The following is a 23697-nucleotide window of genomic DNA, read 5'->3' on the forward strand; positions in this document are numbered from 1 at the left end:
GGATGAAAGCTATAGTTTGCCGAGGTGGTGCATGTCTTGCCGATGCGTTTAAGAATGGTAGTGGTGTTATTGTAGATGGCGGTGGTAAGTTGGATGGTGTTTCGGTTAATAGTGCAGCGGGTAAGACATTAGAACAACTAACAGAAGGCATACCTCATAACAAAGTAGGAGTTACAACAGTTGGGGATATTCGGGCTAAAGGAGGAGATGTTGCTTCGTCTCCTACGAGAAATAATCCCAATCATGCCACCTGCTCTGGCATTACAGCAGATCAGGCACAGGATTTAATGACGCCAACTCAAAAAAATCCGTCAGCGAAGCCAAAATTGAAAGGTGGGAGAAGTTGCTAATGCAGTATGATAAAATTTTGGATGAAGAATTAAATTTGATAAAAGAGCGTTGTGCTAAAACGACACCGGGGCCGTGGATTTCTTATGTTGAAGGGAGGGATCATACTAGTGGTTCTAATTTTATTATGACAGGAGAGGGAGATAATAGAGGTGAAGATCTTGAGCTTATTGGCGCTACGATAGAAGATCAAGATTTCATAGCTCATGCAAAACAGGATATACCTAGATTACTTGATGAAATAGAAATATTAAAGAAGCTGATGCAGGTAGTTGGCGAAAAATAATAGTATGATTTATACACATCATATTAATAGGAAGATAATAATTGTGTAGATAAACGAATTTATCAAGTTCTGGTTGTGATATATGAACTACGATTCAGTAGTATTATTTATGTATGAACCAAACCATCAGTATGATCCGTGATCGAGTAAATTTCATCACCTTGACCTGATAGGGCTGGCGGGGGGGGATTAATCTTTATCAGTATGCGCCGAATCCGCTGGGGTTGAATGGACATTGCGCATTTGGAAACAAAAATAAGCCTCGCGCACCAAGGCCAGGAAAAGATATTGATATTGATGTTGACGCTAATGGAATGGTGAAATCTCAAGCTGACGAGCTATTACCGCAGGGAACCTCTACTACACTGGATCCTAATAAATCGCCATTAAGTGGGCATTACCATACAATTCCTGAAAGAAGTAAATTACCTGATGGTCTAGGCATTAAAGTTGATGGAAAGGATGTAATTCCTGATTCACCACATGCAGCAGGTCATGCTACTATTTACCCTACACGTGACATGTCAATGACCGAGTTTCAGAATTTATTTGATTCAATACACTGGCAATATGGTGGAAAGATATGACGATTGGAAATGTTTATTCTGGAGAATGGAGTTCGGTAAAAGAGGCAGAAAATAACTTCTTATTTGCTAAACATTATTTTAGAAAATCTCATGATTTTTTTGAGAAAATCTTGCTAATTATTAACAATGTATCTGAGCAGGGGGCAGTGCTAAGATTTATAAGAGATGAAGATTTTGATAATTCACATCTTGAAATACTAATACCAATAGTTATCGATATTGCTGTGGATGGTAATATTGATAATTTTCATTTTGCAAGAGATGTATTAATAAAAAACTCAAAGAATAATATTGTCAGGGATGGGTTAACATCTATTTTTGATGAACTGATTATCTCTCGAGATGAATATATGTATAGAAGAGTTGCAGAGTTATTGATTTTTTTAAGTTATAATGATTTAAGAGAGCGGTTAATGGATGAGTGTAAAAAAAGCAATAATGATGATATAAAAGAAATTTATTCTGATTTTATTAAAAAATATAATATTTCTTAGTAAAAATAGCCGGAGGCGATCACAACGATCCTTCCTGCTTTATTTTATTAGCTGTTTATCGTGTGCGATGTCAGAGATTAATCTCGGTCTCAACCACTATCCTGCCCCGCTCAACCGTCACCGTGATCGGCATTCCGGTCATAAACCCCGACTCTTCCAGCCAGCGGCCTTTCAGGTTGATGGCGGACGGCGGGTTGGGTTTACCCTTTTACTCGTCTCATTTTGAGGCTCGCCCTGCGGGCTAGCTAAAGCGGTTCAAACCTGTTTATAAAAGGTTTGTTCGGGGCGTATCCCACGGTATAGTAACGTTCTGTTTTGGTTGTTTTATTAACGGTGACGCCTGACTTAGAATGTGCCTTAGCCATGATTAACTCCCTCGTGGATAGGCGGTAGCATGAGTGATTTCTTACATTATGACGACTGGATGAAAGTCACTTACGGCTGAAATAGATAGTACGACTCATCAGACGGTTGGATTGTTGCACAAGACCCGATAGGGCCGACGGGGGATTAATTCTTTATCAGTATGCGCCGAATCCGTTGGGATTAGCTAAAGCTGGATGTGGTGGTACACCTAAAGACGCGCAGAAAAAAGTTAATAAAGGGCAGGGACCTAAAGATATCAAGCATATTGATGAGCCGGAGCAAAGTGTTCCCGGTAGTCAATGGCATACCCACCAAACAAAACCGGAAAAAGGGAAGAACCCTGCATTAAATCAGGACGTTTCGATCCATGATGGTCCTCCATCTTTTTCCAAAAAAACGCTTAAATGGTTAAAAGATCATGGATGGAATGTGGATGATTGGTTATGAAAAAAATTGACAAAGAAATACGGAAACTTATAAAAAAAGAGGGGTTAGATAACCCGTCTATTTTTTTTGCTGATTACGATACCTTCGAAGAAATACCATTATTTTCGAGATGGAAGAGTATTTCTTTTTTGTCATTTCTTTCCTTTAATGAGAAAAATAAAGTATTAATAAAAAAATGTCTTGATCTGATTGCTGAAAATAGAACCATTATTAATAATGAAAATATAGGAGACTATTTTATTTGCCTTAGTTTGACCAATTGGGATGATTACGATGAAATAGGTTGCTTAACACCCAATATATTTATTTCCTTGAGAAAAAAATGGTTACTTTCTTTTTTAAATCTAAGAGAGACGCAAACTATTGAAGAAAATATAACAAGAGAATATTTGTTTTCTATTGGGGTGTCTGATTGTAGTGTATTTATCTCCGATAATTTTAAAGAAAATAAAAGAGTGTATGTAGTAAGTAACCCAATTTGTTGATGTTAAGGTCGGGAGAAAGATAGTTCCCCCTTCTTGTTTTCTATTTAGCCATCGTTGTCCAACCCACTAAACAACCAGAACCTCGCTTAGGGCTGTGTCCATATTACGTGGGTAGGATCAATCACTGAATAACCTGACGCCGGAATAATACCTGCTGATGACTGAAAAACCGGATATCTCAAAAAGAGTGTGGAACTAAAACGGATCTGCTTACATCCCGAAAGCAGTTTAGGCGATACCCCTCATATCAAATGATATAATAACGGAAGCGATGGCAATATCTTTTATGACATACCAAACTGATTATGAAAAATAATTACTCTTTTAAGAGCCTTTTAGAAAAAGATCCCTATGATCTCATTGATAAAAATGAATTATTTTTTAAAATGAGAAATTTGACAATGGATGGAAATATTTATCACCTTGATGGTATTAAAGAAATAGAGAAGGATCTCAACGATGAATTTTACTTCATTATACACAATATAGTTTCTTATAAAGGAAACACTCCATTCCTGAAGGGGCTTTTTTTTATAACTTCCAAGCAGTCATTAGTTAATTTTTTAGAAAAATCTATAGAAGTTGATGATTTAAGGAATTTATTGATATCGCCCAAATTTAAGGATGAGCCTCGTTATGTGATACAGATAAATGACGGCGCGTTTTATTTATATAAATGAATTGGTTATTACTTAAGCCGGAAGCGATCGCACGATCCTTTCGGCTATTTTTTATCTGCTGTTTATCGTGTGTGTCGTCAGAGATTAATCTCCGTCTCAATCACCAACCTGCCGCGCTCAACGGTAATGGTTAGCGGAGGTGAGAGTCATTACGGGTATGTTTAGAATCCCAATACGTGGATCGACCGTGAAACTGTAAAAATGAGCAATAGGCGACTGACGTTTTTCTTCAGGTAATCTTCCGCCGCGTTGATGGCAAACCACGGCTGCAATGGCCGCACGCGAAACGACGCAGAATCAGGATGCATTGGCCTTCTCCCCCGCAATGGTGGCACAGGGGATCAGGCAATTTTTACGCCAACTCGTTTTCCGTCAACGCCAGTGCGCATTTGTTGCTATGCATCCGGCCCTACTCTGACCACTAATTTGCCGAAGTTGCGACCGTGTAGCAGGCCGATAAAGGCCTCTGGGGCGTTTTCCAGACCGTCGACAACTTCTTCCCGATATTTGATCTTGCCTTGTGCAACCCACGGCGACACCTCTTTCCAGAATTCGTCAAAGCGATGTCCATAATCATCAAAGATAATGAAGCCCTGCATGCGAATGCGTTTTTTCAGGATAGTCCCCGCCAACAGCGATAAGCGGTCAGGTCCATCAGGCAGCCCTGTTGCATTGTAGCCAGAGACTAATCCGCACACCGGAATACGCGCAGAGGTGTTCAGCAGCGGCAGCACCGCGTCAAAAACTTTCCCGCCGACGTTTTCAAAGTAGATATCGATGCCCTGTGGGCAGGCCTGTTTCAGTTGTTCGGCAAAATCATCCGCCCGATGGTCGAGGCAAATATCAAATCCCAGCGCCTCAACTGCGTAGCGACACTTCTCTGCCCCACCCGCTACGCCAACGACCCGACAGCCTTTCAGTTTCCCAACCTGACCAACCGTTGCGCCTACCGGCCCGGTCGCAGCCGCCACCACCAGCGTTTCACCTGCTTTCGGCTGGCCGATATCCGTCAGCCCCATATACGCCGTAAAGCCCGGCATACCGAGCACACCCAGCGCATAGGAAGGATTGGTGGGTGACTGCCCCAGATTAGTTAATCCTTTACCATCGGAAAGCACATAATCCTGCCAACCGCTGTAGGACAGTACCCAGTCGCCCGCCTGATAATCTGGGTGTTTTGACTCAGCTACGCGACTGATGGTGCCACCGACCATCACGTCATTCAGTTCGACGGGTTTAGCATAAGAGGGCGCGTCACTCATGCGGCCACGCATGTAAGGATCGAGGGAAAGAAATACGGTACGCAACAACACCTGCCCCGTTTCTACTGACGGGACGGCCTGCTGTTCCAGACGAAAATTCTCTTGTGTCGGCGCGCCGTGCGGGCGCTGGGCCAGAACCACACGACGGTTAATGCGATCGGTTTGCGGCATACTATCCTCCATTAGACAAAGCGCGTTGATGAAATCACTTCGTTAACAATAGGATCTGTTCTTTCTTCTGGCTACGCAAACCGTGCGGCGTTGATTATGCCGTTTTGCTTTTTTCGTAACGCGACATGCGATCCAGATACCCCATGACGAGCGCAGACAGCACAAACGTCAAATGGATAATCACGTACCACATCAGCTTGTTGTCTGGGATATTACGCGCGTCCATGAACACGCGCAGCAGATGGATAGACGAGATAGCGACAATCGAGGCAGCCACTTTGTTTTTCAGCGAGCCAGAATCCATTTTCCCCAGCCAGCTCAGCTTTTCCCGACCTTCAGTGATATCCAATGCCGACACAAAATTTTCGTAACCGGACAACATCACCATCACCAGCAATCCGCCGACCAGCGTCATGTCGATCAGCGACAGCAGAACCAATACCAGATCCGCTTCCGCAATATCTAAGATATTGGGCAGGACGTGGAATACCTCCTGGAAAAACTTGATCGCCAACGCCAGCAGCCCCAACGATAGCCCAAGATAAACAGGGGCAAGTAGCCAGCGCGATGAGTACATCAGATTCTCAATAAAACGTTCCATAACTCACTATATGCAGGTGAAAAAAGAGGGAAATAATAGCGAAAAATTCTGCTGCGGTGGTAATCAATTCTTGAGCAGAATACGCCATTTGTGGAATGTTCTGCCCTATCGCGCCTTCAACGATGATTTCCGCGTTTTGTGATCCTGCCTACATCCACCTTCAAACCGATGCCGCTCTTCTCCCTCTGGTGGCACGCATCTGAAGGTGAGTGTTTTTTCACCTTTCTACACTGCCTATACCCTAAATAATTCGAGTTTCAGGAAGGCGGCAAGCGAAGGAATCCCGATGAGCTTACTTGAGTAAGTGATTCGGGTGACTGAACGCGGCCAACGCACATGCAACTTGAAGTATGACGGGTATAGCGCCAGCCGGTCTGGCAACAATCATACACCGTACTCTACATACAAAGCCGACTACAGGCTTACTACAAAGTAAAAACAAGGGGTTACGCATGAGCAATCCTATTCTTCTTGGTATTTTCTGGCACTTCATCGGCGCGGCCAGCGCAGCCTGCTTCTACGCACCGTTTAAGCAGGTCAAAAATTGGTCGTGGGAAACGATGTGGTCACTCGGCGGATTTTTCTCGTGGATTATCCTGCCCTGGAGCATCAGTTGGTGGCTACTTCCTGATTTTTGGCGTTATTACTCTTCGTTCGATATTGCAACCCTGCTGCCGATCTTCCTCTTCGGTGCCATGTGGGGGATCGGCAATATCAACTACGGGCTGACGATGCGCTATCTTGGCATGTCGATGGGCATCGGTATCGCTATCGGCGTGACGCTGATTATCGGCACGCTGATGACGCCCGTTCTGCAAGGTAAATTCTCGGTTCTGTTTGGCTCGGCAGGTGGCCAAATGACACTACTGGGCGTGCTGATTGCAGTCATCGGCGTCGCGATTGTCAGCTACGCGGGTTTGTTGAAAGAACGTGCACTCGGCATTCGTGCCGAAGAATTCAACCTGAAAAAAGGGCTGATTCTGGCCGTCCTGTGCGGGATCTTCTCCGCAGGCATGTCCTTTGCGATGGATGCCGCCAAACCGATGCACACCGCCGCACAGGCGCTAGGAATCAACGCGCTGTACGTCGCCCTCCCCAGCTATGTGGTGATCATGGGGGGCGGTGCCATCGTAAATCTGGGCTTCTGTTTCATCCGTTTGGCTACGTGCAAGGGAATCTCATTGAAAGCCGATCTGGCGCAAGCTAAACCTTTACTGATCGCCAATGCGCTCTTCGCCATTCTGGGCGGTGTCATGTGGTATTTGCAGTTTTTCTTCTATGCCTGGGGGCACGCCAACATCCCGGCAGACTACACCTATATCAGTTGGATGCTGCACATGAGCTTCTACGTGCTGTGCGGTGGCATCGTCGGCTTGCTGTTTAAGGAGTGGAAAGCCGTGGGGCAGAAGCCCGTGCGCATGCTGGTTCTGGGCTGCATGGTAATTATTCTGGCGGCGAATATTGTTGGATTAGGCATGGCCGTGTAAGCGTTTCATCATTACGTTCGGTGCCACCAGACAATCCTCGATGCGTTGTGTGCGTTCGATGAAATGACGAGAGCGTGTGTCGCGAGTAAAAGAAAGCTGTCACACGCCTTGTTCGATCGCCTTTCTCACGATACAAGTCGCACAGTGCGAGTGGCAATTGCAGCTAACAGGAAAGCGCCCGTTGAAATTCTTGAGAAATTACTGGTGGATACCGGTGAAGGCGTAGCCAAGATTGACAGACATAACGTTAATGACAGATAAATTGCAAATTTTCACGGGTAAGACACAAACTGGTGCAAAACGATAAAAACGATTGAGATAGGACTCACACCTGAGTGGGAAACCATTGACGAAATTGAAACCTCGCTACGGCAGATATTTACCGATACACCAACAAACTTTTCTCGATCATCGTAGCGATTCGCCGTACAAAAAATAGCCTAATGGAAAACGGGATACGGATGTGTATTTTTAGGCTAACATCGGGACATAATTTTACGTTCCTGACTCAAATATTGGTAATACCCACCTATGTTAGTTCATATCTATGTAGCAAATAATGATGATGGCCCGGTGTTTGAACAACTCCCCGTCCGAGAAATCGAGAAAGAGACTTACGAACTGTTATCTTCTCCTGGTCTGGCGCTAAATTTGGCACGCGGAGATATCTTCCGAATTAAAGGCAAGCACACACACCCAGAAGTACTGAAAAGAGGCGGCAATTTTTGCATTCATATTTATGCCGATGAACTTCCCCCTGAAGATATCACCCGTTTAGAGGATGAGGTACTAAGCCAACTGAATGGAACCTTAGACGGCATATTTGAGGGAAATTTGACATTGGCCGTTCCTGCGAGGAATGGGATGGATAAGATTGCCGATGTTTTAGACGCCTTTCGCGAAAAAACAGGCATCGAATGGTATTTTTCAAATATTTATAAGAACATTGACGACGATGAAGACGAGACGCTTCTATATTGGTGGCTGGATAGCTAAGACGCACAGGCACAGGTTGACCACTCAATTAAAGTACTGTGTTTCTGAATCTCGGAATGCATAAAAAACACAAACTGACGTAATCTTCGATGCTTTATGCTCATTCGATCGTCTTTCCTGTGATGTAAAGCTTACAGTCCGAGTGGCAATCGCTTTGATAACTAAGAAAATAAAAACGCCCTGAGAGAGCCTCAAGGCGTTCTGAAATAGCTTCTATTTTTACTGCGAGCTTATTTTTACTGTGAGACAGAAAATAATAAGCATCGCAATAATTTATATATCTAAAATAAAACCACGATTTATCGTGACGCGCCCAAAGGAATCTCTGGGTCAGGTTCGTGAGTCATACGATTACGCAAATCACGACGAATAATCTCAATAGACCAGAACCAAATGAGATGACCCACGATTTCTGATACATGTTCATACCAAGGGAGAACAAATAGAGAAGGCGTCAGCCCCATCAATGGGAATGAAATCATATGGACAAACAATTGAGCCAGCGCACCAGCCAATAAACCTTGCCATAATTTTATTTTAGGAAATACCTCAGCAACAACACAGTAACCTAAAGCGAAAACAATAGAGAAAATAATATGCGTCACACCAACCCAATTGAATACGTGGCCGGCAAAGGTATAAACAGCCGCATTAGGGTCAACGACCCCAAGCCAATCGCGTAAAAAAATGTAGGGAGGGTTGAGGAAATTACGAGAACAATCAATTTGCTCAGCAGCTCTAATCAATGATTCAGGTGCACAAGCACCACTAAATATATCCGTAGGGCTACGTGGAGGAAGCGGATTTTCTGCGCCCCACTTTACAAAAGAAGAAACAATACCCGCAATCAAACCAATAAAAGCAGCTAACCCATAACGTCTGCGGGACGGAGGGGTTTGTTCGAAAAAGTTCATTTTTTTACCAATCTAACCATTAAAGGTTATAGTCTTACATAAGTATCATGTACTGATAAAGAGGTTAATTGATATATCTTACAATCTCTCTAGGTTATTTTGTTATTAGAAATACTATTTTAAATTTTATAAAATAAATCAAGCATTGAATTTTTGTGAAACTTTTATTCAATAATTGAAAAACCAGATTCAATAACGTAGACGAAATGTATATTTACAGAGAGAAACGAATAATAACTCATCAATAACGCGTAAATAACAAATAGCCTGGTTATTTATTTGTTAAATAATAACAATTCAGTAACCCTCACTTTTTCATTACACAACCTAGTGACAAAGAACGCCCCTCCACGTAGCCAGCCAAATCACATCAGCGAAGCAAAAGCATTTCTACCAAGCCCCTCCCATATATATTTTTATGGAATTGAAAATCGATTTTTATTCTTTTACATGCATAAGGCGGCCCTCTAGAGTAGCGAAAAGACCGCCGTGTATGGCCTCATGACATTGGTAAAGGACACTGGGAATGGAAAAAAATCACCCGCAGGTTACGACTCTCGCCGCAGGATTGCTCTCATTACTCTTCGCACTCAACCCCGGCGCTTACGCGGCGCAAAGTGCTGAAAAACCGGTATCCGGCGGCATTCTGAATGTCGGTCTGGGCAGCGATACTCCCGTTATCGACCCGCACATTACCGCCTACGGCGTGGCCGCCCTGATTTCCCGTAACGTGGTTGATTCACTGGTTGGGCAAGCAGAGGACAACCGCTTTACGCCTTGGTTGGCAGAAAGCTGGAAGATCAACGATAACAATACCGAGTACACCTTCCATCTGCGCAAAGATGTCACGTTCAGCGACGGCACCAAGCTGGATGCTGAAGCGGTGAAATACAATATCGAACGCATTCTCGATCCAAAAACTACCTCCAGTTACGCCAAATCGCTGTTAGGCCCGATCGACAAAATCTCAACGCCGGATGACTATACGGTTGTGCTCCACTACAGTTCACCGTTTGCACCGCTGTTACAAGGGCTGAGCCTGCCGTATCTGGGTATTCAGTCTCCGACTTACCTGAAGAACACGCCAAACACCAGTAATACCGTGGTGGGTTCTGGGCCGTTTATTCTCGACTCCTTCGTGAAAGGCAGCGGCAGCAAACTGACAAAACGCCCTGATTACAACTGGGGGCCGGGCTATGCAAAACATACCGGCCCTGCTTATCTGGATGGTCTGGTATTCAAATATCTGCCGGAAGCGTCAGTTCGCCTTGGCGCACTGAGCAGCGGGCAGATTCAGGCAATTGATGCCGTACCGCCTGCCAATTTCCCAACGGTGAAACGTAATCCGAAACTGGAAGTCATCACCTATGAAAATCCAGGCGTTAACCGTGTCCTCTATCTCAACACCACCAGAGGTCCTTTCCAGGACGTTGCGGTGCGTAAAGCATTCCAGAGCGCAGTAGACAGTAACGCGGCGGTAAAAGTCGCCTTCTTCGGTACGCTAAAAGCGGCTGATAACGTGCTCGGCCCAGCCACGCTGTACTACGATCCAAGCGTCGCGTCCCGTTGGGGCTTTGATGTGAAAAAGGCCAACGACCTGCTGGATAACGCAGGCTGGAAACAGAAAGACAGCGCAGGATTCCGAACCAAAGATGGTAAGCGCCTGAGCGTCAGCTTTGTCTATGCGTCAACCAACGTTGAAGCTGCGGATGTCGCCCTGTTCCAGGCCGTGCAATTCCAGGTGAAACAGGCAGGTTTTGACGTCCAGTTGACGCCCGTCGACGCGGGTGAATTCACCACGCGTACCAACGCTAACGACTACGACATCGCGTCTAACTTCTTCGTGCGTGCAGAGCCCGATATTCTGCGTACCGTCTTTGATTCGGCCTATGCGCCACCGAACGGCAACGGCTTTACTCGTATCAGCGTGCTGGACGACAAACTGAGGAAAGCCATCGGCGCAGGCGACGCAGAGCGCAAACAGCTCTATACCGAAATACAGCACGAAGTTATCGATCAGGCGTATGTCGTTCCTCTGTACGTTCCTGCTTATCAGCTCGGCTTGTCCAAACAGGTACAGGGCATAAGCTGGGCCACCAACGCAAAACCGAACTTCTATGATGTCTGGATTAAACGTTAACCTGCTCGCGTTAGGCAAACGTCTCTTCACCATTCTGGCTGTGCTCTGGGGCGCAGCCACATTGACGTTTATTGCCGTTAAACTGATCCCCGGCGATCCGGTTGCCATTCTCAGCGGCGGCGAAAACGTGGTGGATGCAGCCTATCGCGCCGTGCTCATCAAACAGTTTGGCCTGGATCAACCGCTATGGGTGCAATATCTGCGCTACTGCGGGCAGGCGCTACAGGGTGATTTTGGCGTCAGTTATCTCTATCGCCAACCTGTCGGTTCCGTCATCGCAGATGCCATGCATCAAACCCTGCCGCTGGCATTCGGCGGTTTGGTACTGGCACTGTTCCTCGCTATCGTCAGTGCTCTACTCACCGCAGGTCGCTATGGCGTGCTACGCAACGCCGTATCATGGCTGGAGCTGACGCTGCTTAGCACCCCGGTTTACTGGATCGGTATCGTGCTACTCAGCCTGTTCAGTTTTCGCCTGCAATGGTTCCCTGTCACCGGCAACGACGGTTTTATGTCGTTAGTATTACCGGTGATCACACTGAGCCTGCCGATTGCCGCTATTTTAAGTCAGGTACTGCGTGATGGTCTGGAAGATGCATTATCCCAGCCGTTCTCGTTAACCGTTCGTACTCGCGGTGTCAGCGAAATCCGGCTGCGTTTCCGCCACGGTTTACGCCATGCGTCACTGGCAGCCTCAACGCTGACCGGTACGTTACTGGCAAGCGTGCTCGGTGGTTCCGTGCTGACTGAAACCGTATTTGGCCGCGCGGGTATCGGACAGGTCACGCTAAGCGCGATTGAAAACCGCGACATGCCGCTGGTGCTGGGTGTCGTTATGCTGTCCGCGTTCCTGTTCGTCATCATAAATTTGCTGGTGGATGCGCTGTACCTCATCATCGATCCCCGCTTACGCAAGAAGGCGAGCGCCCATGAGTAGTGAATCGATGCCCTACACGCAGACGCCATCAAGAAAACATTATCGCAGCCCGTGGCTGACCACAGCGACACTGCTACCCGCCGCCATCGTTTTCCTGCTCGCGCTGGCGGTCTTTTTTCCGTCACTGTTTACCAGTCGCGCCGCAGATGAAATGGATATGGGCGCGGTATTTCAGTCACCGAATGCCACCTATTGGTTCGGCACCGACCAACTGGGACGCGACATTTTTGCCCGCATCGTTCACGGTACGTCACTGTCGCTAGGTATTGGCGTCGGAGCAATGCTCATCGCCTGCTTCGGCGGCATGCTGTTTGGTACGCTGTCGGTGCTCGCACCACTGCGTATTCGTCAGGTTTTGGTACGCCTGCTAGACATCATGCTGGCGTTTCCCGATCTGCTGCTGGCGCTATTGGTGATCGCCGTGCTGGGACGCGGGCCAGAAAACACGATGCTGGCCGTCGGTCTGGCAGGCATTGCTGGCTATGCCCGTCTGATTCGCTCTCAGGTGCTGCAGGTCAGGTTATCCGGCTATGTCGAGCATGCGATTGCGCTGGGCGAACACCCGTTATATATCGTCTTCCGCCATATCATCCCCAATACGTTGCGCCCGTTGCTGATTGTCGCCACCATTGGCGTCGGTCATGCCGTACTGTCCGCCTCGGCGCTGAGCTTTCTGGGGCTGGGTGTCGTCCCTCCGACCGCAGAATGGGGCGCACTGCTCGCCGACGGACGTAATTTCCTGGATATCGCACCGTGGGTCAGCTTGCTACCCGCCAGCGTCGTCGCGCTGTCGGTGATTTCCATTACCGTGCTCGGCCGTCGTTTACAGGCTATTTTGGCAAAAGGAGAGGCCCGATGAGCCTGAACACACCTTCTCACCCCTCTTCAGATACATCGGCGAAGACGCCACTGCTGCGCGTAGACGGCTTGAGCGTTACCTTTCCCAGCCCCTTCGGTCCGGTTCGCTCGGTTAAAAACCTTTCTTTTCAGGTCAATGCGGGAGAAATTCTGGCGTTGGTTGGCGAATCGGGTTCAGGGAAATCCGTCACCGCACGCACGCTGGTGGGATTATCCGGTGAAGGTGTCGATGTTCAGGCAAAGGCGATTGAACTCACGCGCCATGACGGTAGCCAGTGCGATTTACGCTATCTGACCGATCGCGACTGGCGGTCAATTCGCGGTCGCGAAATTGGTTTTGTTTTGCAGGATGCGCTGGTGTCTCTCGACCCGCTGCGCAAGATCGGGCAAGAAGTCGCCGAACCGATTCTGACCCATCGCCTGTTGCCTCGCCAGCAGGTTCCTGCACGTGTCGCCGAACTCCTGACGAAAGCAGGCATCCCCGACCCAGAGAATCGAGCCGCACAGTACCCACATGAGCTTTCCGGTGGCCTGCGTCAACGCGCGCTGATTGCTTCCGCCTTGGCTGCGGGTCCACAGTTGCTGATTGCCGATGAACCTACCACTGCGCTGGATGCTACGGTGCAGAAGCAGGTGTTAAAAGTCTTCACCGCATTGGCACAGGCGGGCCACGGTGTTCTGCTGATCACTCACGATCTTGCCGTTGTCGCAGACGTCGCGGATCGCGTTATCGTCATGCAACAAGGTTCGCTGGTTGAAGGCGGAGAGGCACGACAGATCCTGTCAGCACCGACGCATCCCTATACCCGCAAACTACTGGCGGCGATCCCAACGGCCTCCACGCGTGGAAAATGGCTGGCCGGTGCCGATCCGTTACAGGGCAGTATTGCGCCATCGTTGACAACGGATCACATCACTACCGACACGGTAGCGCTGACGGTGGATCGGATTGCCGTGTCATTCAAACGCCCGGACGGTAGCCGGATGCAGGCGGTGAATCAGGTTTCTCTCCAGATCAAACGCGGTGAAACACTGGGCATCGTCGGGGAATCCGGTTCAGGTAAAACGACGCTGGGGAAAGTCATTCTGGCGCTACAAAAGCCAGATAGCGGAGACGTTCGATTAGCAGACAGCGCCTGGAGCACTCTGACAGAACGCGAGCGCCGACCGCTGCGTGCGCGCATTCAAACCATCACGCAAGATCCACTTAGTTCTTTCGATCCGCAATTTACCGTCGCCCAAATTTTGCGCCAACCGCTGCGCTTACGCCGCGATCTGAGCGAGAATGAAAAACAACGGCGCATTCTGACGCTGCTGGAATATGTCGGGCTAACACCCGACCTACTGACCCGACGCCCGACGGCGTTATCTGGCGGGCAACGTCAGCGCGTTTCCATCGCACAGGCGCTGGCTTCGGAGCCAGAAATTCTGATCTGCGATGAGCCAGTATCAGCATTAGATGTCACCACACAGGCGCAGGTGCTGGATTTGCTGGTCGCGTTGCAGCGCCAGTTAGGGCTGACGATGCTGTTCATCTCCCACGATCTGGGCGTCGTGCAGCACATGAGCCACCGCATTGCGGTAATGAAAGACGGGGATATCGTAGAAACCGGGCCAGTCGAGCAGATCTTCAACCAGCCGCAGCACCCTTACACGCGTTTATTGCTCTCGACGGTGGCGGAATAGCGATGTTGACGAAAGATTGAATGGTTAAAAACGCAACAGCATTGTACAACGATAAGTACATATAGGAGGTACAAATGCGTACAATTAGCTACAGCGAAGCCCGCCAAAACCTATCAGCAACCATGATGAAAACGGTCGAAGACCGTGCTCCCATTCTTATCACCCGACAGAATGGCGAAGCCTGTGTGCTGATGTCTCTGGAAGAGTATAACTCTCTAGAAGAAACCGCGTATTTACTGCGTTCTCCCGCCAATGCCAAAAGACTGATGAATGCAATCGAGAGCCTTAAGGCTGGCAATGGCGAAGAAAGAGATATCATTGAGTGAAGCCAATCTGGTCAGAAGCAGCATGGGAAGACTACCTGTACTGGCAGGATATCGATAATCGGATAGTCAAAAAAATCAATGAATTAATAAAAGAAATTCGCAGAACGCCTTTTGAGGGAAAAGGAAAACCAGAGCCGCTTAAACATAACCTTGCTGGCTTCTGGTCACGCCGTATCACCGAAGAACATCGTCTGGTCTATGCCATCACCGATGACGCCATGATGATCGCTGCCTGCCGCTACCACTATTAACCGTTTAGTGATTCATCACACCTATAGCTAAAAAGAGTATGCGGGAAAAAAATAAAGTCACTCCGCATCCAGGAAGCGCTGGCGGTAGGCGCTAGGCGAAACGCCGAACGCCTGATGGAACACCACAGAAAAGTAATTGCTGTCTTCAAAACCGCACAGTGCCGCAACTTCACCGATCGTTTGCAAGTCATAACGCAGCAGCTCCATCGCCTTGCATAGCCGTAGCTGGCGCAGGTAATGCGGCACGCTCATGCCAGTTTGTTCTTTAAAGCGCGAACGTAAACTACGCGCGCTAAAGTGGTGTTGTTCACAGAAAGCTTCAAAACGGAACGGTGCAGCAATACTAGCGCGCAGGGCATTCATCAGCATATCTAGCTGGTGGGCATCCGCCAATTGCGGATTATCCGGCGTGTGGCGATAGCGCGCTGCCAACAGAGCGATCTGCAACAGCAACGCCTCACTCAGTTGCAGCGACAGTGCATCCGATTTCATACACTCTTGCGTCAGCGCATCCACCTTCTCACGGATGGTATCCATGCCTTCCGAGCCCAAACACCAGTGGCGCTGGCTTTGTGGATGTTCTCCACCCGGCAGTAACATTTGCCAGTCGGCGGATAACGTCAGGCGATTGCGGATATAGAGAATGTTGTCCAGTTCAAGCTCATGGACGGATTCATAGCTGTGGCGATCGTGCGCGGAAACATAGAACATATCGCCGCGAGTAATACGGTAAGGCACATCATTCCAGAGGTGCAGACCATTGCCCCGCCAGACAATGACCAGTTCGTCAAAATCATGATGATGCAGCGGGAACACCGGCTGTGGGTGCCGTTCGGCAACCATCACGGCATTCTTGTCAGTGAGGAAATAGTCTTCAGTCTGTAATTTCAAACCCCGTATTGCTGTCGCCATTCCCTCACCCGCAGTTGCTATTGCCTACTCTTCACGAGAAAACGCCTGATGGCGTAGTGACTTGGGCGCCTGCGAGAATGCCTTGCGGAATTGCGTCGAGAAGTGATTGCTGTCGCTAAATCCACAGGCGTGCGCAATAGTGGTGATCGAGTCATCACTCTGCTGCAACCGCCGACGCGCCTCCAGTAATCTTAACCGATTCAGATAGCGTTGTGGTGTCATACCCGTATGTTGTTTTAGCTGACGGTGCAGTGTTCGCAGCGGAAGCGAGAATTGATCGGCCAGACCACCCCAGTTAACTTCTTCGCTGTAATTATTTTGCAGCCAGCCCAACAGTGCCTGCACCCCCTGACGTTCAGAGCCGTTACCCTGCGTTTGGAAACAATGCTGACGCAGTTGCACCAAAATTTGCAAAAACAGGCTCTCGCTGGCGGCAATTGCTTCCGGCGCATCGCTTTGCGCCAGTTCCGCTAGACTGTTCAGCGACTGCTTTAACTGTTGCATTCCCGCCGCATTCACCTGCCACTGCCCTTGCCACTCGCCGTTCGGGCCATACGGCAAAAATGCAGCGATATCAGACAGGAAACGAAACCCGCGCGGCGAACGGTACAGCATGTTGGTCAGGCACAGCCCTTCTACATCTTCAAACAGATGTCGGTCGTTATCGCGAACAAAGAACACCGTCCCGCTGCACAGCGCGTAGGGTTGGTCATTAAACACATGGACGCCAGCACCCTGCTCCACCAGCACAATTTCCCAGAAATCATGATAGTGCTCAGGAAAGGCCGTCTGTGGGGTACGCGGCTCTACCGCGACCGTCACGGCACGCGAAGTAAAAAAATCATCACCACGAAGTAACGTCATTTCAGTTCTCCATTCAGCCTTTGGCAAAAACGCGACTTTTAAAAAATACAGCCGTTGAAAAAGGCAGCCTTTGAAAAAGAGTAGCCATAAGCCACAAAACCAGCCTTCAAATACCGTCACCCACGCACCATCTGACTGCACTTTTTTTAAGATCGCCCTGCCTAATTGATTGAAGTGTGGCAAGGATCACACGGCTTTTTCCCTGTTTTTTTCATGGTTATTCTCTAAGTAATTCCTCAGATTGTGAGCCCTTTCACGGTCAGCTTTGTCATTTTGCCAATCGCCTGTTACAGGTGGCACTCACCGGAAGGTGGCTTCTGTTACCGATCCTTACACTGCAACACATTCAACGATAAGGAGTGGCGGCTATGGCGGTGAAGAATATCGTGGCGGTGGATTTGGGCGCATCCAGTGGTCGGGTGATGCTAGCGACGTTCCATACCGCAACGCAGCATCTGACGCTGAAAGAAATTCACCGTTTCAACAACACGCTGGTTTTTCAGGACGGTCATCACCAGTGGGATCTGGCAGCGCTGGAACGCGACATCCTTACCGGCTTACACCAAATTGATGCTATGGGTCTTGCCCCCGATAGCATTGGGATCGACAGTTGGGGCGTGGACTATGTGCTACTCGATAAAAACGGGCAGCGCGTCGGCTTACCCTATTCTTATCGCGACCACCGCACCGACGGCGTGATGGCAGCCGTCACCGCGGAACTGAGTCGTGAGGCCATCTATCAGCGTACCGGCATTCAGTTTCTGCCGTTCAATACGCTGTACCAGCTCAAAGCGCTGTGCGACCTGCCTTCCGACGATCTGGAGCAAGTAGAACATTTGCTGATGATCCCCGACTATTTTCACTATCGCCTTACGGGCCAACGGGTTTGCGAATACACCAACGCCAGCACAACCCAACTGCTTAACCTGAAGCAGAAAACCTGGGACGGCGAACTGCTGGACTACCTTGGCGTACCGCGTCGCTGGCTGAGCAATCCGGTGCAGCCGGGGCACGCTGTCGGGAACTGGATCGCACCGAGCGGACGCCAGATCCCCGTCACCGCCGTCGCGACGCACGATACCGCCAGTGCAGTAGTCGGTGCGCCATTGCAGAGCCGCGACAGCGCCTACCTCAGTTCCGGCACCTGGTCGCTGATGGGCATCGAGAGTGATACCCCGTTTAACTGTCCGCAGGCGCTAGCAGCCAATATCACCAATGAAGGTGGCGTAGACGGCACTTATCGGGTGCTGAAAAATATCATGGGCCTGTGGCTGCTACAGCGCGTTTGTCAGGAGCGTGACATCAAGGATTTAGGTGCGCTAATTCAGTCCGCCGCCGCCCTGCCCGCTTTCGTTAGCCTGATTAATCCTAATGACGATCGCTTTATCAACCCGCCGTCCATGCATCAGGCGATCCGTGACTATTGCCGTGAACACGGCCAACCCATTCCCCAGAGCGATGCCGAATTGACACGCTGCATTTTCGACAGCCTCGCCTTGCTCTACCGGCAGGTCGTACTGGAATTGGGTGAGTTGCGCCACGCACCGATCCGCCAGTTGCATATTGTCGGCGGCGGCAGCCAGAACGCGTTTCTGAACCAACTGTGCGCGGATGTATGCCAGATCCCAGTTCTCGCCGGGCCGGTCGAAGCCTCTACGCTTGGCAATATCGGCTGCCAACTGATGGCGCTAGGTGCCGTCACCGACCTGACCGCATTCCGTCACATGCTGACTCATAATTTCCCTCTGCATCGCTATAACCCGCGTGCGGAGAGTGACTTTGCCGGGCACTGGCGTCGCTTTCAGGCGCTCAGCCAGCCAGAAACCGCCCCACAGGGCAAAAAGGAGACTACGCAATGAGCACACCAATTGAAACCGCATGGCAGTTGGCAAAAGCGCGTTATGCCAGCCTGAATATTGACGTAGAGGCCGCGTTGGAACAGCTCGACCAGATTCCGGTGTCAATGCATTGTTGGCAGGGTGATGATGTGGCCGGATTCGAGAATACCGGCGGACCTCTCACTGGCGGTATTCAGGCCACCGGCAACTACCCTGGCAAGGCGAGTACGCCGGATGAACTGCGTGCCGATCTGGAACAGGCATTTGCGTTAATCCCCGGCCCCAAACGGCTGAACCTGCACGCCATCTATTTGGAATCCGCACAGCCTGTCGCCCGCAACGAGATTGCCCCCGAGCATTTCAGTTCCTGGGTCGCGTGGGCCAAACGTCACCAGCTTGGGCTAGACTTTAACCCAACCTGCTTTTCTCATCCGCTGAGTGCAGACGGCTTTACGCTGTCACACCCGGACGAAAAAGTGCGCCGCTTCTGGATTGAGCATTGCCAGGCGAGCCGCCGGATTTCCGCCTACTTCGGTCGCGAACTCGGTACGCCATCCGTCATGAACATTTGGGTGCCGGACGGCATGAAAGATTTGACCATCGATCGTCTGGCGTTCCGTCAGCGACTGCTCAGCGCGCTGGATGAAGTCATCGCCGAACCGCTCGATCCGTCACACCATATTGATGCGGTGGAAAGTAAGCTGTTCGGAATAGGTGCGGAAAGTTTCACCGTCGGTTCCAACGAATTCTATCTCGGTTATGCAGCCAGCCGCGGCACCGCACTCTGTCTGGATGCCGGACACTTCCACCCGACCGAAGTGATTTCCGACAAAATTTCCAGCGCGATTCTCTATGTACCACGCCTGCTGCTGCACGTCAGCCGCCCGGTACGCTGGGACAGCGATCATGTCGTGCTGCTGGATGACGAAACGCAGGCTATCGCCCACGAAATCGTACGCCATAAATTACTTAACCGCGTCCATATCGGGCTCGATTTCTTTGATGCCTCGATCAACCGCATCGCGGCCTGGGTCATCGGCACGCGCAATATGAAGAAAGCCCTGCTGCGCGCGCTGCTTGAACCTACGGAAACGCTGCGCACACTGGAACAAAATGGCGATTACACCGCGCGTCTGGCCTTGCTGGAAGAGCAAAAATCGCTGCCATGGCAGGCCGTGTGGGAACACTACTGCCAGCGCCATGACGTCATACCGGGCAGCGACTGGCTGCAACAGGTACGTCAGTATGAAGAAACTATCCTCACTCAACGTCAAGGGTAAGACTATGCAAGCAATTCTCTCTTCCTGGTTTGTACAGGGAATGATTAAAGCCACCAGCGACATGTGGCTCAAAGGCTGGGACGAACGTAACGGCGGTAACGTCAGCCTGCGCCTGACGGCTGAGGATGTCACGCCTTATGAAAGCGATTTCTATCCGCAGCCGCGCCATGAAACGCTATCACAGCCGATGCCGGAACTGGCAGATTGCTGGTTTATCGTCACTGGCTCCGGCAAATTCTTCCGCAATGTTCAACTGGATCCGGCAGATTCACTGGTGGTGTTACAGGTCGACAGCGACGGCAAAGGCTATCGCATCTTCTGGGGATTGACCAACGGCGGCCTGCCAACCTCTGAACTGGCCTCGCATTTTCAGTCGCACATTGTGCGTATGGGCGTGACCCACGGACAGGATCGCGTCATCATGCACTGCCACGCGACCAATCTGATTGCTCTGAGCTATGTGTTGGAGCTGGATACCGCCAAATTCACCCGTGAACTATGGGAAGGTAGCACGGAGTGTCTGGTCGTCTTCCCCGACGGCGTAGGCATTGTGCCGTGGATGGTACCGGGCACCGATGCCATTGGCGATGCCACCTCCGAGCAAATGAAACGCCATTCTTTGGTACTGTGGCCATTTCACGGCATCTTCGGCACTGGCCCAACGCTGGATGATGCCTTCGGCCTGATCGATACTGCCGAGAAGTCCGCCGAAGTCATGGTGAAAGTGAGATCGATGGGCGGTAAGAAACAGACCATCTCTACCGAAGAGCTAATCGCATTGGGTAAACGTTTCGGCGTCACGCCACTGGAAGCCGCACTGCGCGTGTAGTTCATATAACGGCCTTCAACCTCAAACCGCCGCGACATAACGTCGTGGCGTTCTGTTATGCCAACGATGATGGAGGACGCAGCCATGTTGCGTAAAGCTTTTGTGATGTCGGTTTTTCCTGACTACCACGACGAATATCAGCGTCGTCATAACCCAATCTGGCCGGAACTGGCCGAAGTACTGAAAAACCACGGGGCGCACCACTACAGCATTTTTCTGGACGAGCAACGCAATCTGCTCTTCGGTTATGTAGAAGTAGAGTCTGAAGCGCGCTGGGAGGCAATTGCGCAAACGGAAGTCTGCCAACGCTGGTGGAAACACATGGGCGACGTGATGCCCTCCAACCCCGATAACAGCCCGGTCAGCGCTGCGCTGAAACCTGTGTTCTATTTGGACTGAGGAACACTTTGAACTAAGAATAATCCCACGGAGATAATATAATAAATATATTACCTCCGTAACTTGATGAATAAAGAAATTAGTTGTCAGTTAACTAATAAATTCTGTTACAGATAATTGTTATTTTTAAAGATATAAATAACTAGAGATTGTTGATGACAGTCACATTTTATTTATCCTACTTGTGAATAGCTCCCCTTAGCGTCAATAATATAAACATTTATTAAAATAATGTTTACCACCACCCCACCAAAACAAAACATCATCAAATTATTATTTATCGGTATTTAATATCGAAAAAATGACATCAATTAATTTTAAACTCCATTAATCCATTAAAGCCAATTTATCGAATTCCGTATTATAAAGATCTTATTTTCTCTGCCGTTATTACTACTACCTTTTCTATATAATCAATAAGAATAGCGATGAAATTCTCTCAACTCACAGTACTTTCCAAGCTGTTACTCGGTTTTTCCGTGCTGATAGCGATGATGTTGCTATTAGGTGTGGTTTCACTACTCCAGCTTAGCGTTAATAATAGTCGTATTGATGAATTAAGCAGCAGCAGCCTACCTGGCGTGCGATATAGCCTGGAAATGCGCGGCGTGCTGTCTGAAACGCGTTTACAGCAAGTACAGTATATTGACTCAAAAACCGCTGAGGAGCGTGAGGGCCACCGCAAGGAATTATTGCAAAACGCCGATGCCTTCCTTGCAGCATTTAAGAACTATCAAGCGGTTGCCAGCACTGAGGATAAAAAAGCGCTGATCAAAGTGATTGGTGAAAACTTCTCTGCTTTCAACTCAGTCAACGCCACGCTGATTGATATCGTGAATCGGGGCGATCTGGCAGAAGCCAGTAAGATCAGTGGCGCAAGCTCCGGCAAGTATCGCAGCCAGCTTATGAAAGATCTGGCGAAACTGGTCGAAATGGAAGTCGCGACCACAAAAGGCATCGTAGACAGCGCCGAAACGACATACCGCACCTCGCAATACTATGTGTGGGGGCTAATGATGTTAGCCCTGCTAGCAACCGTTGCTATCGCTACGATTATCTCACGTAATATTTCTCGCCAACTCGGCGGCGATCCTCACTACGCCCAAGAAATCATGACCGAGATCTCATCCGGTAACCTGACAGCAGAAATCCAACTGCGTCAGGGCGATAACACGAGTCTGCTCGCTTCAATCAACCACATGAACCAACAGTTGATGAACATCGTGCATACCATCATGAACGGCAGTGAATCCATCTCGCTGGCGTCAAGCGAAATTGCTCAAGGCAACAGTGACTTGTCACAGCGTACCGAAGAGCAGGCGGCGTCGCTGATTCAGGCATCGGCCAACATGCAGCAACTAACGCACACCGTGCGACAGAATGCGGATAACGCTAAAGAAGCCAGCCAGTTGGCGCAGCAAACGTCGGAAACCGCTTCTCAAGGCGGGCTTATCGTGGACGACATGCTTAAACGTATGCACGAGATCTCCGACAGTTCACAGAAGATCGTCGATATTATCGCGGTGATCGAAGGGATTGCCTTCCAAACCAATATCCTGGCACTGAACGCCGCAGTGGAAGCGGCCAGAGCAGGAAGCGAAGGGAAAGGCTTTGCCGTTGTCGCTGGCGAAGTACGGACGCTGGCACAGAAGAGTGCTAACGCCGCTAAAGAGATCAAAACGCTGATCGAGGGCACCGTTGAGAAGATCACTGACGGCTCCGCACGGGCAGATAAAGCCAGTCAGGCGATGTCGGAGATTGTGCAGTCGGTTAAAAAAGTGACGGATATCGTGGCGGAGATTTCTCAGGCATCCAACGAGCAGCATATCGGCATCAAGGAGATCAGCGTCGCGGTAGAACAAATGGATCGGGTCACCCAGCAGAATGCCGCATTGGTCGAAGAATCCGCTACGGCAGCACACGCGATGACAGAGCAGGGCGAACAACTGCGCGATGCCGTTCGTTTCTTCAAAGTTAATCAGGACCACATGCTGAGAATTCATTAATTCTCATCAGCCCCGTCGGCTACCCGGCGGGGCACCCCCCTTGTTTCTAATTAATTTCTTTAAGCCTCTTTCCCATCGTGCAATACGTCGCAGCAACACCCGCTGATGGGCAACAAGCCCACCTGATATCACTCATGAGTGAACGTTGACGTCCGGTTTAGGGAAACGAAGTTATAGTTGCACCACTAAACTACGTACTTTGTTTCTACGTACTTTGTTTCGCCAGCCAACAACTATTTTGCTATTT

At 49.5% G+C, this 23697-nt stretch carries 26 protein-coding genes and 2 pseudogenes; 20 read left to right on the forward strand and 8 right to left on the reverse strand.

Annotated features, from left to right (window positions below):
* Positions 1 to 2: 2 nt before the first annotated feature.
* From A8F97_RS24185 to A8F97_RS15820, 4 genes are all read left to right on the forward strand, one after another.
* Entirely contained in the window at positions 3 to 350 is a 348-nt protein-coding gene (locus A8F97_RS24185) for a hypothetical protein (RefSeq protein ID WP_033070832.1), read from the forward strand.
* The gene (locus tag A8F97_RS15810; protein ID WP_012822291.1) at positions 350 to 634 is read left to right on the forward strand and encodes a hypothetical protein; all 285 of its coding nucleotides are present in this window, start codon (positions 350 to 352) and stop codon (positions 632 to 634) included. The genes A8F97_RS24185 and A8F97_RS15810 overlap by 1 nt, the downstream gene beginning before the upstream one ends.
* Positions 635 to 858: 224 nt before the next feature.
* Positions 859 to 1221: a Tse2 family ADP-ribosyltransferase toxin gene (locus A8F97_RS15815; RefSeq protein WP_025919535.1), complete on the forward strand. Its 363-nt coding sequence runs from the start codon at positions 859 to 861 to the stop codon at positions 1219 to 1221.
* Positions 1218 to 1715: a hypothetical protein gene (locus A8F97_RS15820; protein WP_033070814.1), complete on the forward strand. Its 498-nt coding sequence runs from the start codon at positions 1218 to 1220 to the stop codon at positions 1713 to 1715. The genes A8F97_RS15815 and A8F97_RS15820 overlap by 4 nt, the downstream gene beginning before the upstream one ends.
* Positions 1716 to 1785: 70 nt before the next feature.
* Here the strand turns inward: A8F97_RS15820 and A8F97_RS25190 are convergent.
* Both A8F97_RS25190 and A8F97_RS25195 read right to left on the reverse strand, forming a co-directional pair.
* Positions 1786 to 1920: pseudogene (locus tag A8F97_RS25190) on the reverse strand (SymE family type I addiction module toxin); the annotation flags it as partial.
* A gap of 75 nt (positions 1921 to 1995) precedes the next feature.
* A pseudogene (locus tag A8F97_RS25195) lies at positions 1996 to 2080 on the reverse strand (SymE family type I addiction module toxin); the annotation flags it as partial.
* Positions 2081 to 2255: 175 nt separating this feature from the next.
* Between A8F97_RS25195 and A8F97_RS15825 the strand changes: the two are divergent.
* The 3 genes from A8F97_RS15825 (at position 2256) to A8F97_RS15835 (ending at position 3693) form a co-directional block, all read left to right on the forward strand.
* On the forward strand, positions 2256 to 2528 hold the full coding sequence (locus A8F97_RS15825; protein ID WP_033070813.1) for a hypothetical protein: 273 nt from the start codon (positions 2256 to 2258) through the stop codon (positions 2526 to 2528).
* A complete protein-coding gene (locus A8F97_RS15830) occupies positions 2525 to 3013 on the forward strand; it encodes an Imm15 family immunity protein (RefSeq protein ID WP_033070812.1) in 489 nt (162 codons plus the stop codon). The genes A8F97_RS15825 and A8F97_RS15830 overlap by 4 nt, the downstream gene beginning before the upstream one ends.
* 305 nt (positions 3014 to 3318) lie before the next feature.
* Complete coding sequence (locus tag A8F97_RS15835; protein ID WP_012822289.1) at positions 3319 to 3693, forward strand: hypothetical protein; 375 nt, start codon at positions 3319 to 3321, stop codon at positions 3691 to 3693.
* Positions 3694 to 3854: 161 nt separating this feature from the next.
* On the opposite strand, the gene A8F97_RS23915 is transcribed toward A8F97_RS15835, so the two are convergent.
* From A8F97_RS23915 to A8F97_RS15845, 3 genes are all read right to left on the reverse strand, one after another.
* The gene (locus A8F97_RS23915) at positions 3855 to 4001 is read right to left on the reverse strand and encodes a hypothetical protein (protein ID WP_012822288.1); all 147 of its coding nucleotides are present in this window, start codon (positions 3999 to 4001) and stop codon (positions 3855 to 3857) included.
* Between the two features lie 87 nt (positions 4002 to 4088).
* Entirely contained in the window at positions 4089 to 5126 is a 1038-nt protein-coding gene (locus A8F97_RS15840; protein ID WP_033070811.1) for an NADP-dependent oxidoreductase, read from the reverse strand.
* A 94-nt stretch (positions 5127 to 5220) separates the two neighbouring features.
* On the reverse strand, positions 5221 to 5727 hold the full coding sequence (locus tag A8F97_RS15845) for a TIGR00645 family protein (protein WP_012822286.1): 507 nt from the start codon (positions 5725 to 5727) through the stop codon (positions 5221 to 5223).
* 452 nt (positions 5728 to 6179) lie between these two features.
* Between A8F97_RS15845 and rhaT the strand changes: the two genes are divergently transcribed.
* Positions 6180 to 7214, forward strand: a complete 1035-nt coding sequence (rhaT, locus tag A8F97_RS15850; protein ID WP_025919532.1) for an L-rhamnose/proton symporter RhaT — start codon at positions 6180 to 6182, stop codon at positions 7212 to 7214.
* A 531-nt stretch (positions 7215 to 7745) separates the two neighbouring features.
* Positions 7746 to 8210, forward strand: coding sequence for a DUF4265 domain-containing protein (locus A8F97_RS15855; protein WP_033070810.1), 465 nt, complete (start codon positions 7746 to 7748; stop codon positions 8208 to 8210).
* A gap of 299 nt (positions 8211 to 8509) precedes the next feature.
* On the opposite strand, the gene A8F97_RS15860 is transcribed toward A8F97_RS15855, so the two are convergent.
* Positions 8510 to 9124 carry a YagU family protein gene (locus tag A8F97_RS15860; RefSeq protein ID WP_012822283.1) on the reverse strand — a complete coding sequence of 205 codons (615 nt, stop codon included), beginning with the start codon at positions 9122 to 9124 and terminating at the stop codon, positions 8510 to 8512.
* Between the two features lie 526 nt (positions 9125 to 9650).
* Between A8F97_RS15860 and A8F97_RS15865 the strand changes: the two genes are divergently transcribed.
* The 6 genes from A8F97_RS15865 (at position 9651) to A8F97_RS15890 (ending at position 15322) form a co-directional block, all read left to right on the forward strand.
* A complete protein-coding gene (locus tag A8F97_RS15865; protein ID WP_033070809.1) occupies positions 9651 to 11264 on the forward strand; it encodes an ABC transporter substrate-binding protein in 1614 nt (537 codons plus the stop codon).
* A complete protein-coding gene (locus A8F97_RS15870; RefSeq protein ID WP_012822281.1) occupies positions 11242 to 12201 on the forward strand; it encodes an ABC transporter permease in 960 nt (319 codons plus the stop codon). The genes A8F97_RS15865 and A8F97_RS15870 overlap by 23 nt, the downstream gene beginning before the upstream one ends.
* Entirely contained in the window at positions 12194 to 13060 is an 867-nt protein-coding gene (locus A8F97_RS15875) for an ABC transporter permease (protein ID WP_033070808.1), read from the forward strand. The genes A8F97_RS15870 and A8F97_RS15875 overlap by 8 nt, the downstream gene beginning before the upstream one ends.
* Positions 13057 to 14745: a dipeptide ABC transporter ATP-binding protein gene (locus A8F97_RS15880; protein ID WP_014698652.1), complete on the forward strand. Its 1689-nt coding sequence runs from the start codon at positions 13057 to 13059 to the stop codon at positions 14743 to 14745. Before A8F97_RS15875 ends, A8F97_RS15880 begins: the two co-directional genes overlap by 4 nt.
* Before the next feature lie 74 nt (positions 14746 to 14819).
* Complete coding sequence (gene yefM / locus A8F97_RS15885; protein ID WP_033070807.1) at positions 14820 to 15071, forward strand: YoeB-YefM toxin-antitoxin system antitoxin YefM; 252 nt, start codon at positions 14820 to 14822, stop codon at positions 15069 to 15071.
* A complete protein-coding gene (locus A8F97_RS15890; protein ID WP_025919527.1) occupies positions 15068 to 15322 on the forward strand; it encodes a Txe/YoeB family addiction module toxin in 255 nt (84 codons plus the stop codon). Before yefM ends, A8F97_RS15890 begins: the two co-directional genes overlap by 4 nt.
* Positions 15323 to 15379: 57 nt before the next feature.
* Here the strand turns inward: A8F97_RS15890 and A8F97_RS15895 are convergent, their stop codons facing one another.
* Both A8F97_RS15895 and rhaS read right to left on the reverse strand, forming a co-directional pair.
* Positions 15380 to 16234 (reverse strand): helix-turn-helix domain-containing protein, encoded by an 855-nt coding sequence (locus A8F97_RS15895; protein ID WP_012822276.1) that lies wholly within the window; start codon positions 16232 to 16234, stop codon positions 15380 to 15382.
* A 24-nt stretch (positions 16235 to 16258) separates the two neighbouring features.
* The gene (rhaS, locus tag A8F97_RS15900) at positions 16259 to 17098 is read right to left on the reverse strand and encodes an HTH-type transcriptional activator RhaS (protein ID WP_005971146.1); all 840 of its coding nucleotides are present in this window, start codon (positions 17096 to 17098) and stop codon (positions 16259 to 16261) included.
* A gap of 368 nt (positions 17099 to 17466) precedes the next feature.
* Here rhaS and rhaB point away from each other — a divergent pair, with 368 nt between their 5' ends.
* From rhaB to A8F97_RS15925, 5 genes are all read left to right on the forward strand, one after another.
* Entirely contained in the window at positions 17467 to 18957 is a 1491-nt protein-coding gene (rhaB, locus tag A8F97_RS15905; RefSeq protein ID WP_012822275.1) for a rhamnulokinase, read from the forward strand.
* Positions 18954 to 20216: an L-rhamnose isomerase gene (locus A8F97_RS15910; RefSeq protein ID WP_012822274.1), complete on the forward strand. Its 1263-nt coding sequence runs from the start codon at positions 18954 to 18956 to the stop codon at positions 20214 to 20216. The genes rhaB and A8F97_RS15910 overlap by 4 nt, the downstream gene beginning before the upstream one ends.
* Positions 20217 to 20220: 4 nt before the next feature.
* Positions 20221 to 21045 (forward strand): rhamnulose-1-phosphate aldolase, encoded by an 825-nt coding sequence (rhaD, locus tag A8F97_RS15915; protein WP_025919524.1) that lies wholly within the window; start codon positions 20221 to 20223, stop codon positions 21043 to 21045.
* Positions 21046 to 21129: 84 nt separating this feature from the next.
* Positions 21130 to 21444 carry an L-rhamnose mutarotase gene (gene rhaM, locus A8F97_RS15920; RefSeq protein ID WP_012822272.1) on the forward strand — a complete coding sequence of 105 codons (315 nt, stop codon included), beginning with the start codon at positions 21130 to 21132 and terminating at the stop codon, positions 21442 to 21444.
* A 428-nt stretch (positions 21445 to 21872) separates the two neighbouring features.
* On the forward strand, positions 21873 to 23450 hold the full coding sequence (locus A8F97_RS15925; protein ID WP_012822271.1) for a methyl-accepting chemotaxis protein: 1578 nt from the start codon (positions 21873 to 21875) through the stop codon (positions 23448 to 23450).
* Positions 23451 to 23697 lie beyond the last annotated feature (247 nt).

Origin of the sequence: Pectobacterium parmentieri (assembly GCF_001742145.1) — a bacterium.
GTDB classification, from domain to species: Bacteria; Pseudomonadota; Gammaproteobacteria; order Enterobacterales; family Enterobacteriaceae; genus Pectobacterium; species Pectobacterium parmentieri.

What these genes read in the sequence shown, in the direction of transcription:
- A8F97_RS15835 (WP_012822289.1), top strand. Translation starts at nt 3,319, where the DNA reads ATGAAAAATAATTACTCTTTTAAGAGCCTTTTAGAAAAAGATCCCTAT.
- A8F97_RS15830 (WP_033070812.1), top strand. Translation starts at nt 2,525, where the DNA reads ATGAAAAAAATTGACAAAGAAATACGGAAACTTATAAAAAAAGAGGGG.
- A8F97_RS15810 (WP_012822291.1), top strand. Translation starts at nt 350, where the DNA reads ATGCAGTATGATAAAATTTTGGATGAAGAATTAAATTTGATAAAAGAG.
- A8F97_RS23915 (WP_012822288.1), bottom strand. Translation starts at nt 4,001, where the DNA reads ATGCATCCTGATTCTGCGTCGTTTCGCGTGCGGCCATTGCAGCCGTGG.
- A8F97_RS15875 (WP_033070808.1), top strand. Translation starts at nt 12,194, where the DNA reads ATGAGTAGTGAATCGATGCCCTACACGCAGACGCCATCAAGAAAACAT.
- A8F97_RS15855 (WP_033070810.1), top strand. Translation starts at nt 7,746, where the DNA reads ATGTTAGTTCATATCTATGTAGCAAATAATGATGATGGCCCGGTGTTT.
- A8F97_RS15880 (WP_014698652.1), top strand. Translation starts at nt 13,057, where the DNA reads ATGAGCCTGAACACACCTTCTCACCCCTCTTCAGATACATCGGCGAAG.
- A8F97_RS24185 (WP_033070832.1), top strand. Translation starts at nt 3, where the DNA reads ATGAAAGCTATAGTTTGCCGAGGTGGTGCATGTCTTGCCGATGCGTTT.
- A8F97_RS15925 (WP_012822271.1), top strand. Translation starts at nt 21,873, where the DNA reads ATGAAATTCTCTCAACTCACAGTACTTTCCAAGCTGTTACTCGGTTTT.
- A8F97_RS15870 (WP_012822281.1), top strand. Translation starts at nt 11,242, where the DNA reads ATGATGTCTGGATTAAACGTTAACCTGCTCGCGTTAGGCAAACGTCTC.
- rhaB (WP_012822275.1), top strand. Translation starts at nt 17,467, where the DNA reads ATGGCGGTGAAGAATATCGTGGCGGTGGATTTGGGCGCATCCAGTGGT.
- rhaS (WP_005971146.1), bottom strand. Translation starts at nt 17,098, where the DNA reads ATGACGTTACTTCGTGGTGATGATTTTTTTACTTCGCGTGCCGTGACG.
- rhaT (WP_025919532.1), top strand. Translation starts at nt 6,180, where the DNA reads ATGAGCAATCCTATTCTTCTTGGTATTTTCTGGCACTTCATCGGCGCG.
- rhaD (WP_025919524.1), top strand. Translation starts at nt 20,221, where the DNA reads ATGCAAGCAATTCTCTCTTCCTGGTTTGTACAGGGAATGATTAAAGCC.
- A8F97_RS15895 (WP_012822276.1), bottom strand. Translation starts at nt 16,234, where the DNA reads ATGGCGACAGCAATACGGGGTTTGAAATTACAGACTGAAGACTATTTC.
- A8F97_RS15865 (WP_033070809.1), top strand. Translation starts at nt 9,651, where the DNA reads ATGGAAAAAAATCACCCGCAGGTTACGACTCTCGCCGCAGGATTGCTC.
- A8F97_RS15820 (WP_033070814.1), top strand. Translation starts at nt 1,218, where the DNA reads ATGACGATTGGAAATGTTTATTCTGGAGAATGGAGTTCGGTAAAAGAG.
- A8F97_RS15845 (WP_012822286.1), bottom strand. Translation starts at nt 5,727, where the DNA reads ATGGAACGTTTTATTGAGAATCTGATGTACTCATCGCGCTGGCTACTT.
- A8F97_RS15840 (WP_033070811.1), bottom strand. Translation starts at nt 5,126, where the DNA reads ATGCCGCAAACCGATCGCATTAACCGTCGTGTGGTTCTGGCCCAGCGC.
- yefM (WP_033070807.1), top strand. Translation starts at nt 14,820, where the DNA reads ATGCGTACAATTAGCTACAGCGAAGCCCGCCAAAACCTATCAGCAACC.
- A8F97_RS15910 (WP_012822274.1), top strand. Translation starts at nt 18,954, where the DNA reads ATGAGCACACCAATTGAAACCGCATGGCAGTTGGCAAAAGCGCGTTAT.
- rhaM (WP_012822272.1), top strand. Translation starts at nt 21,130, where the DNA reads ATGTTGCGTAAAGCTTTTGTGATGTCGGTTTTTCCTGACTACCACGAC.
- A8F97_RS15860 (WP_012822283.1), bottom strand. Translation starts at nt 9,124, where the DNA reads ATGAACTTTTTCGAACAAACCCCTCCGTCCCGCAGACGTTATGGGTTA.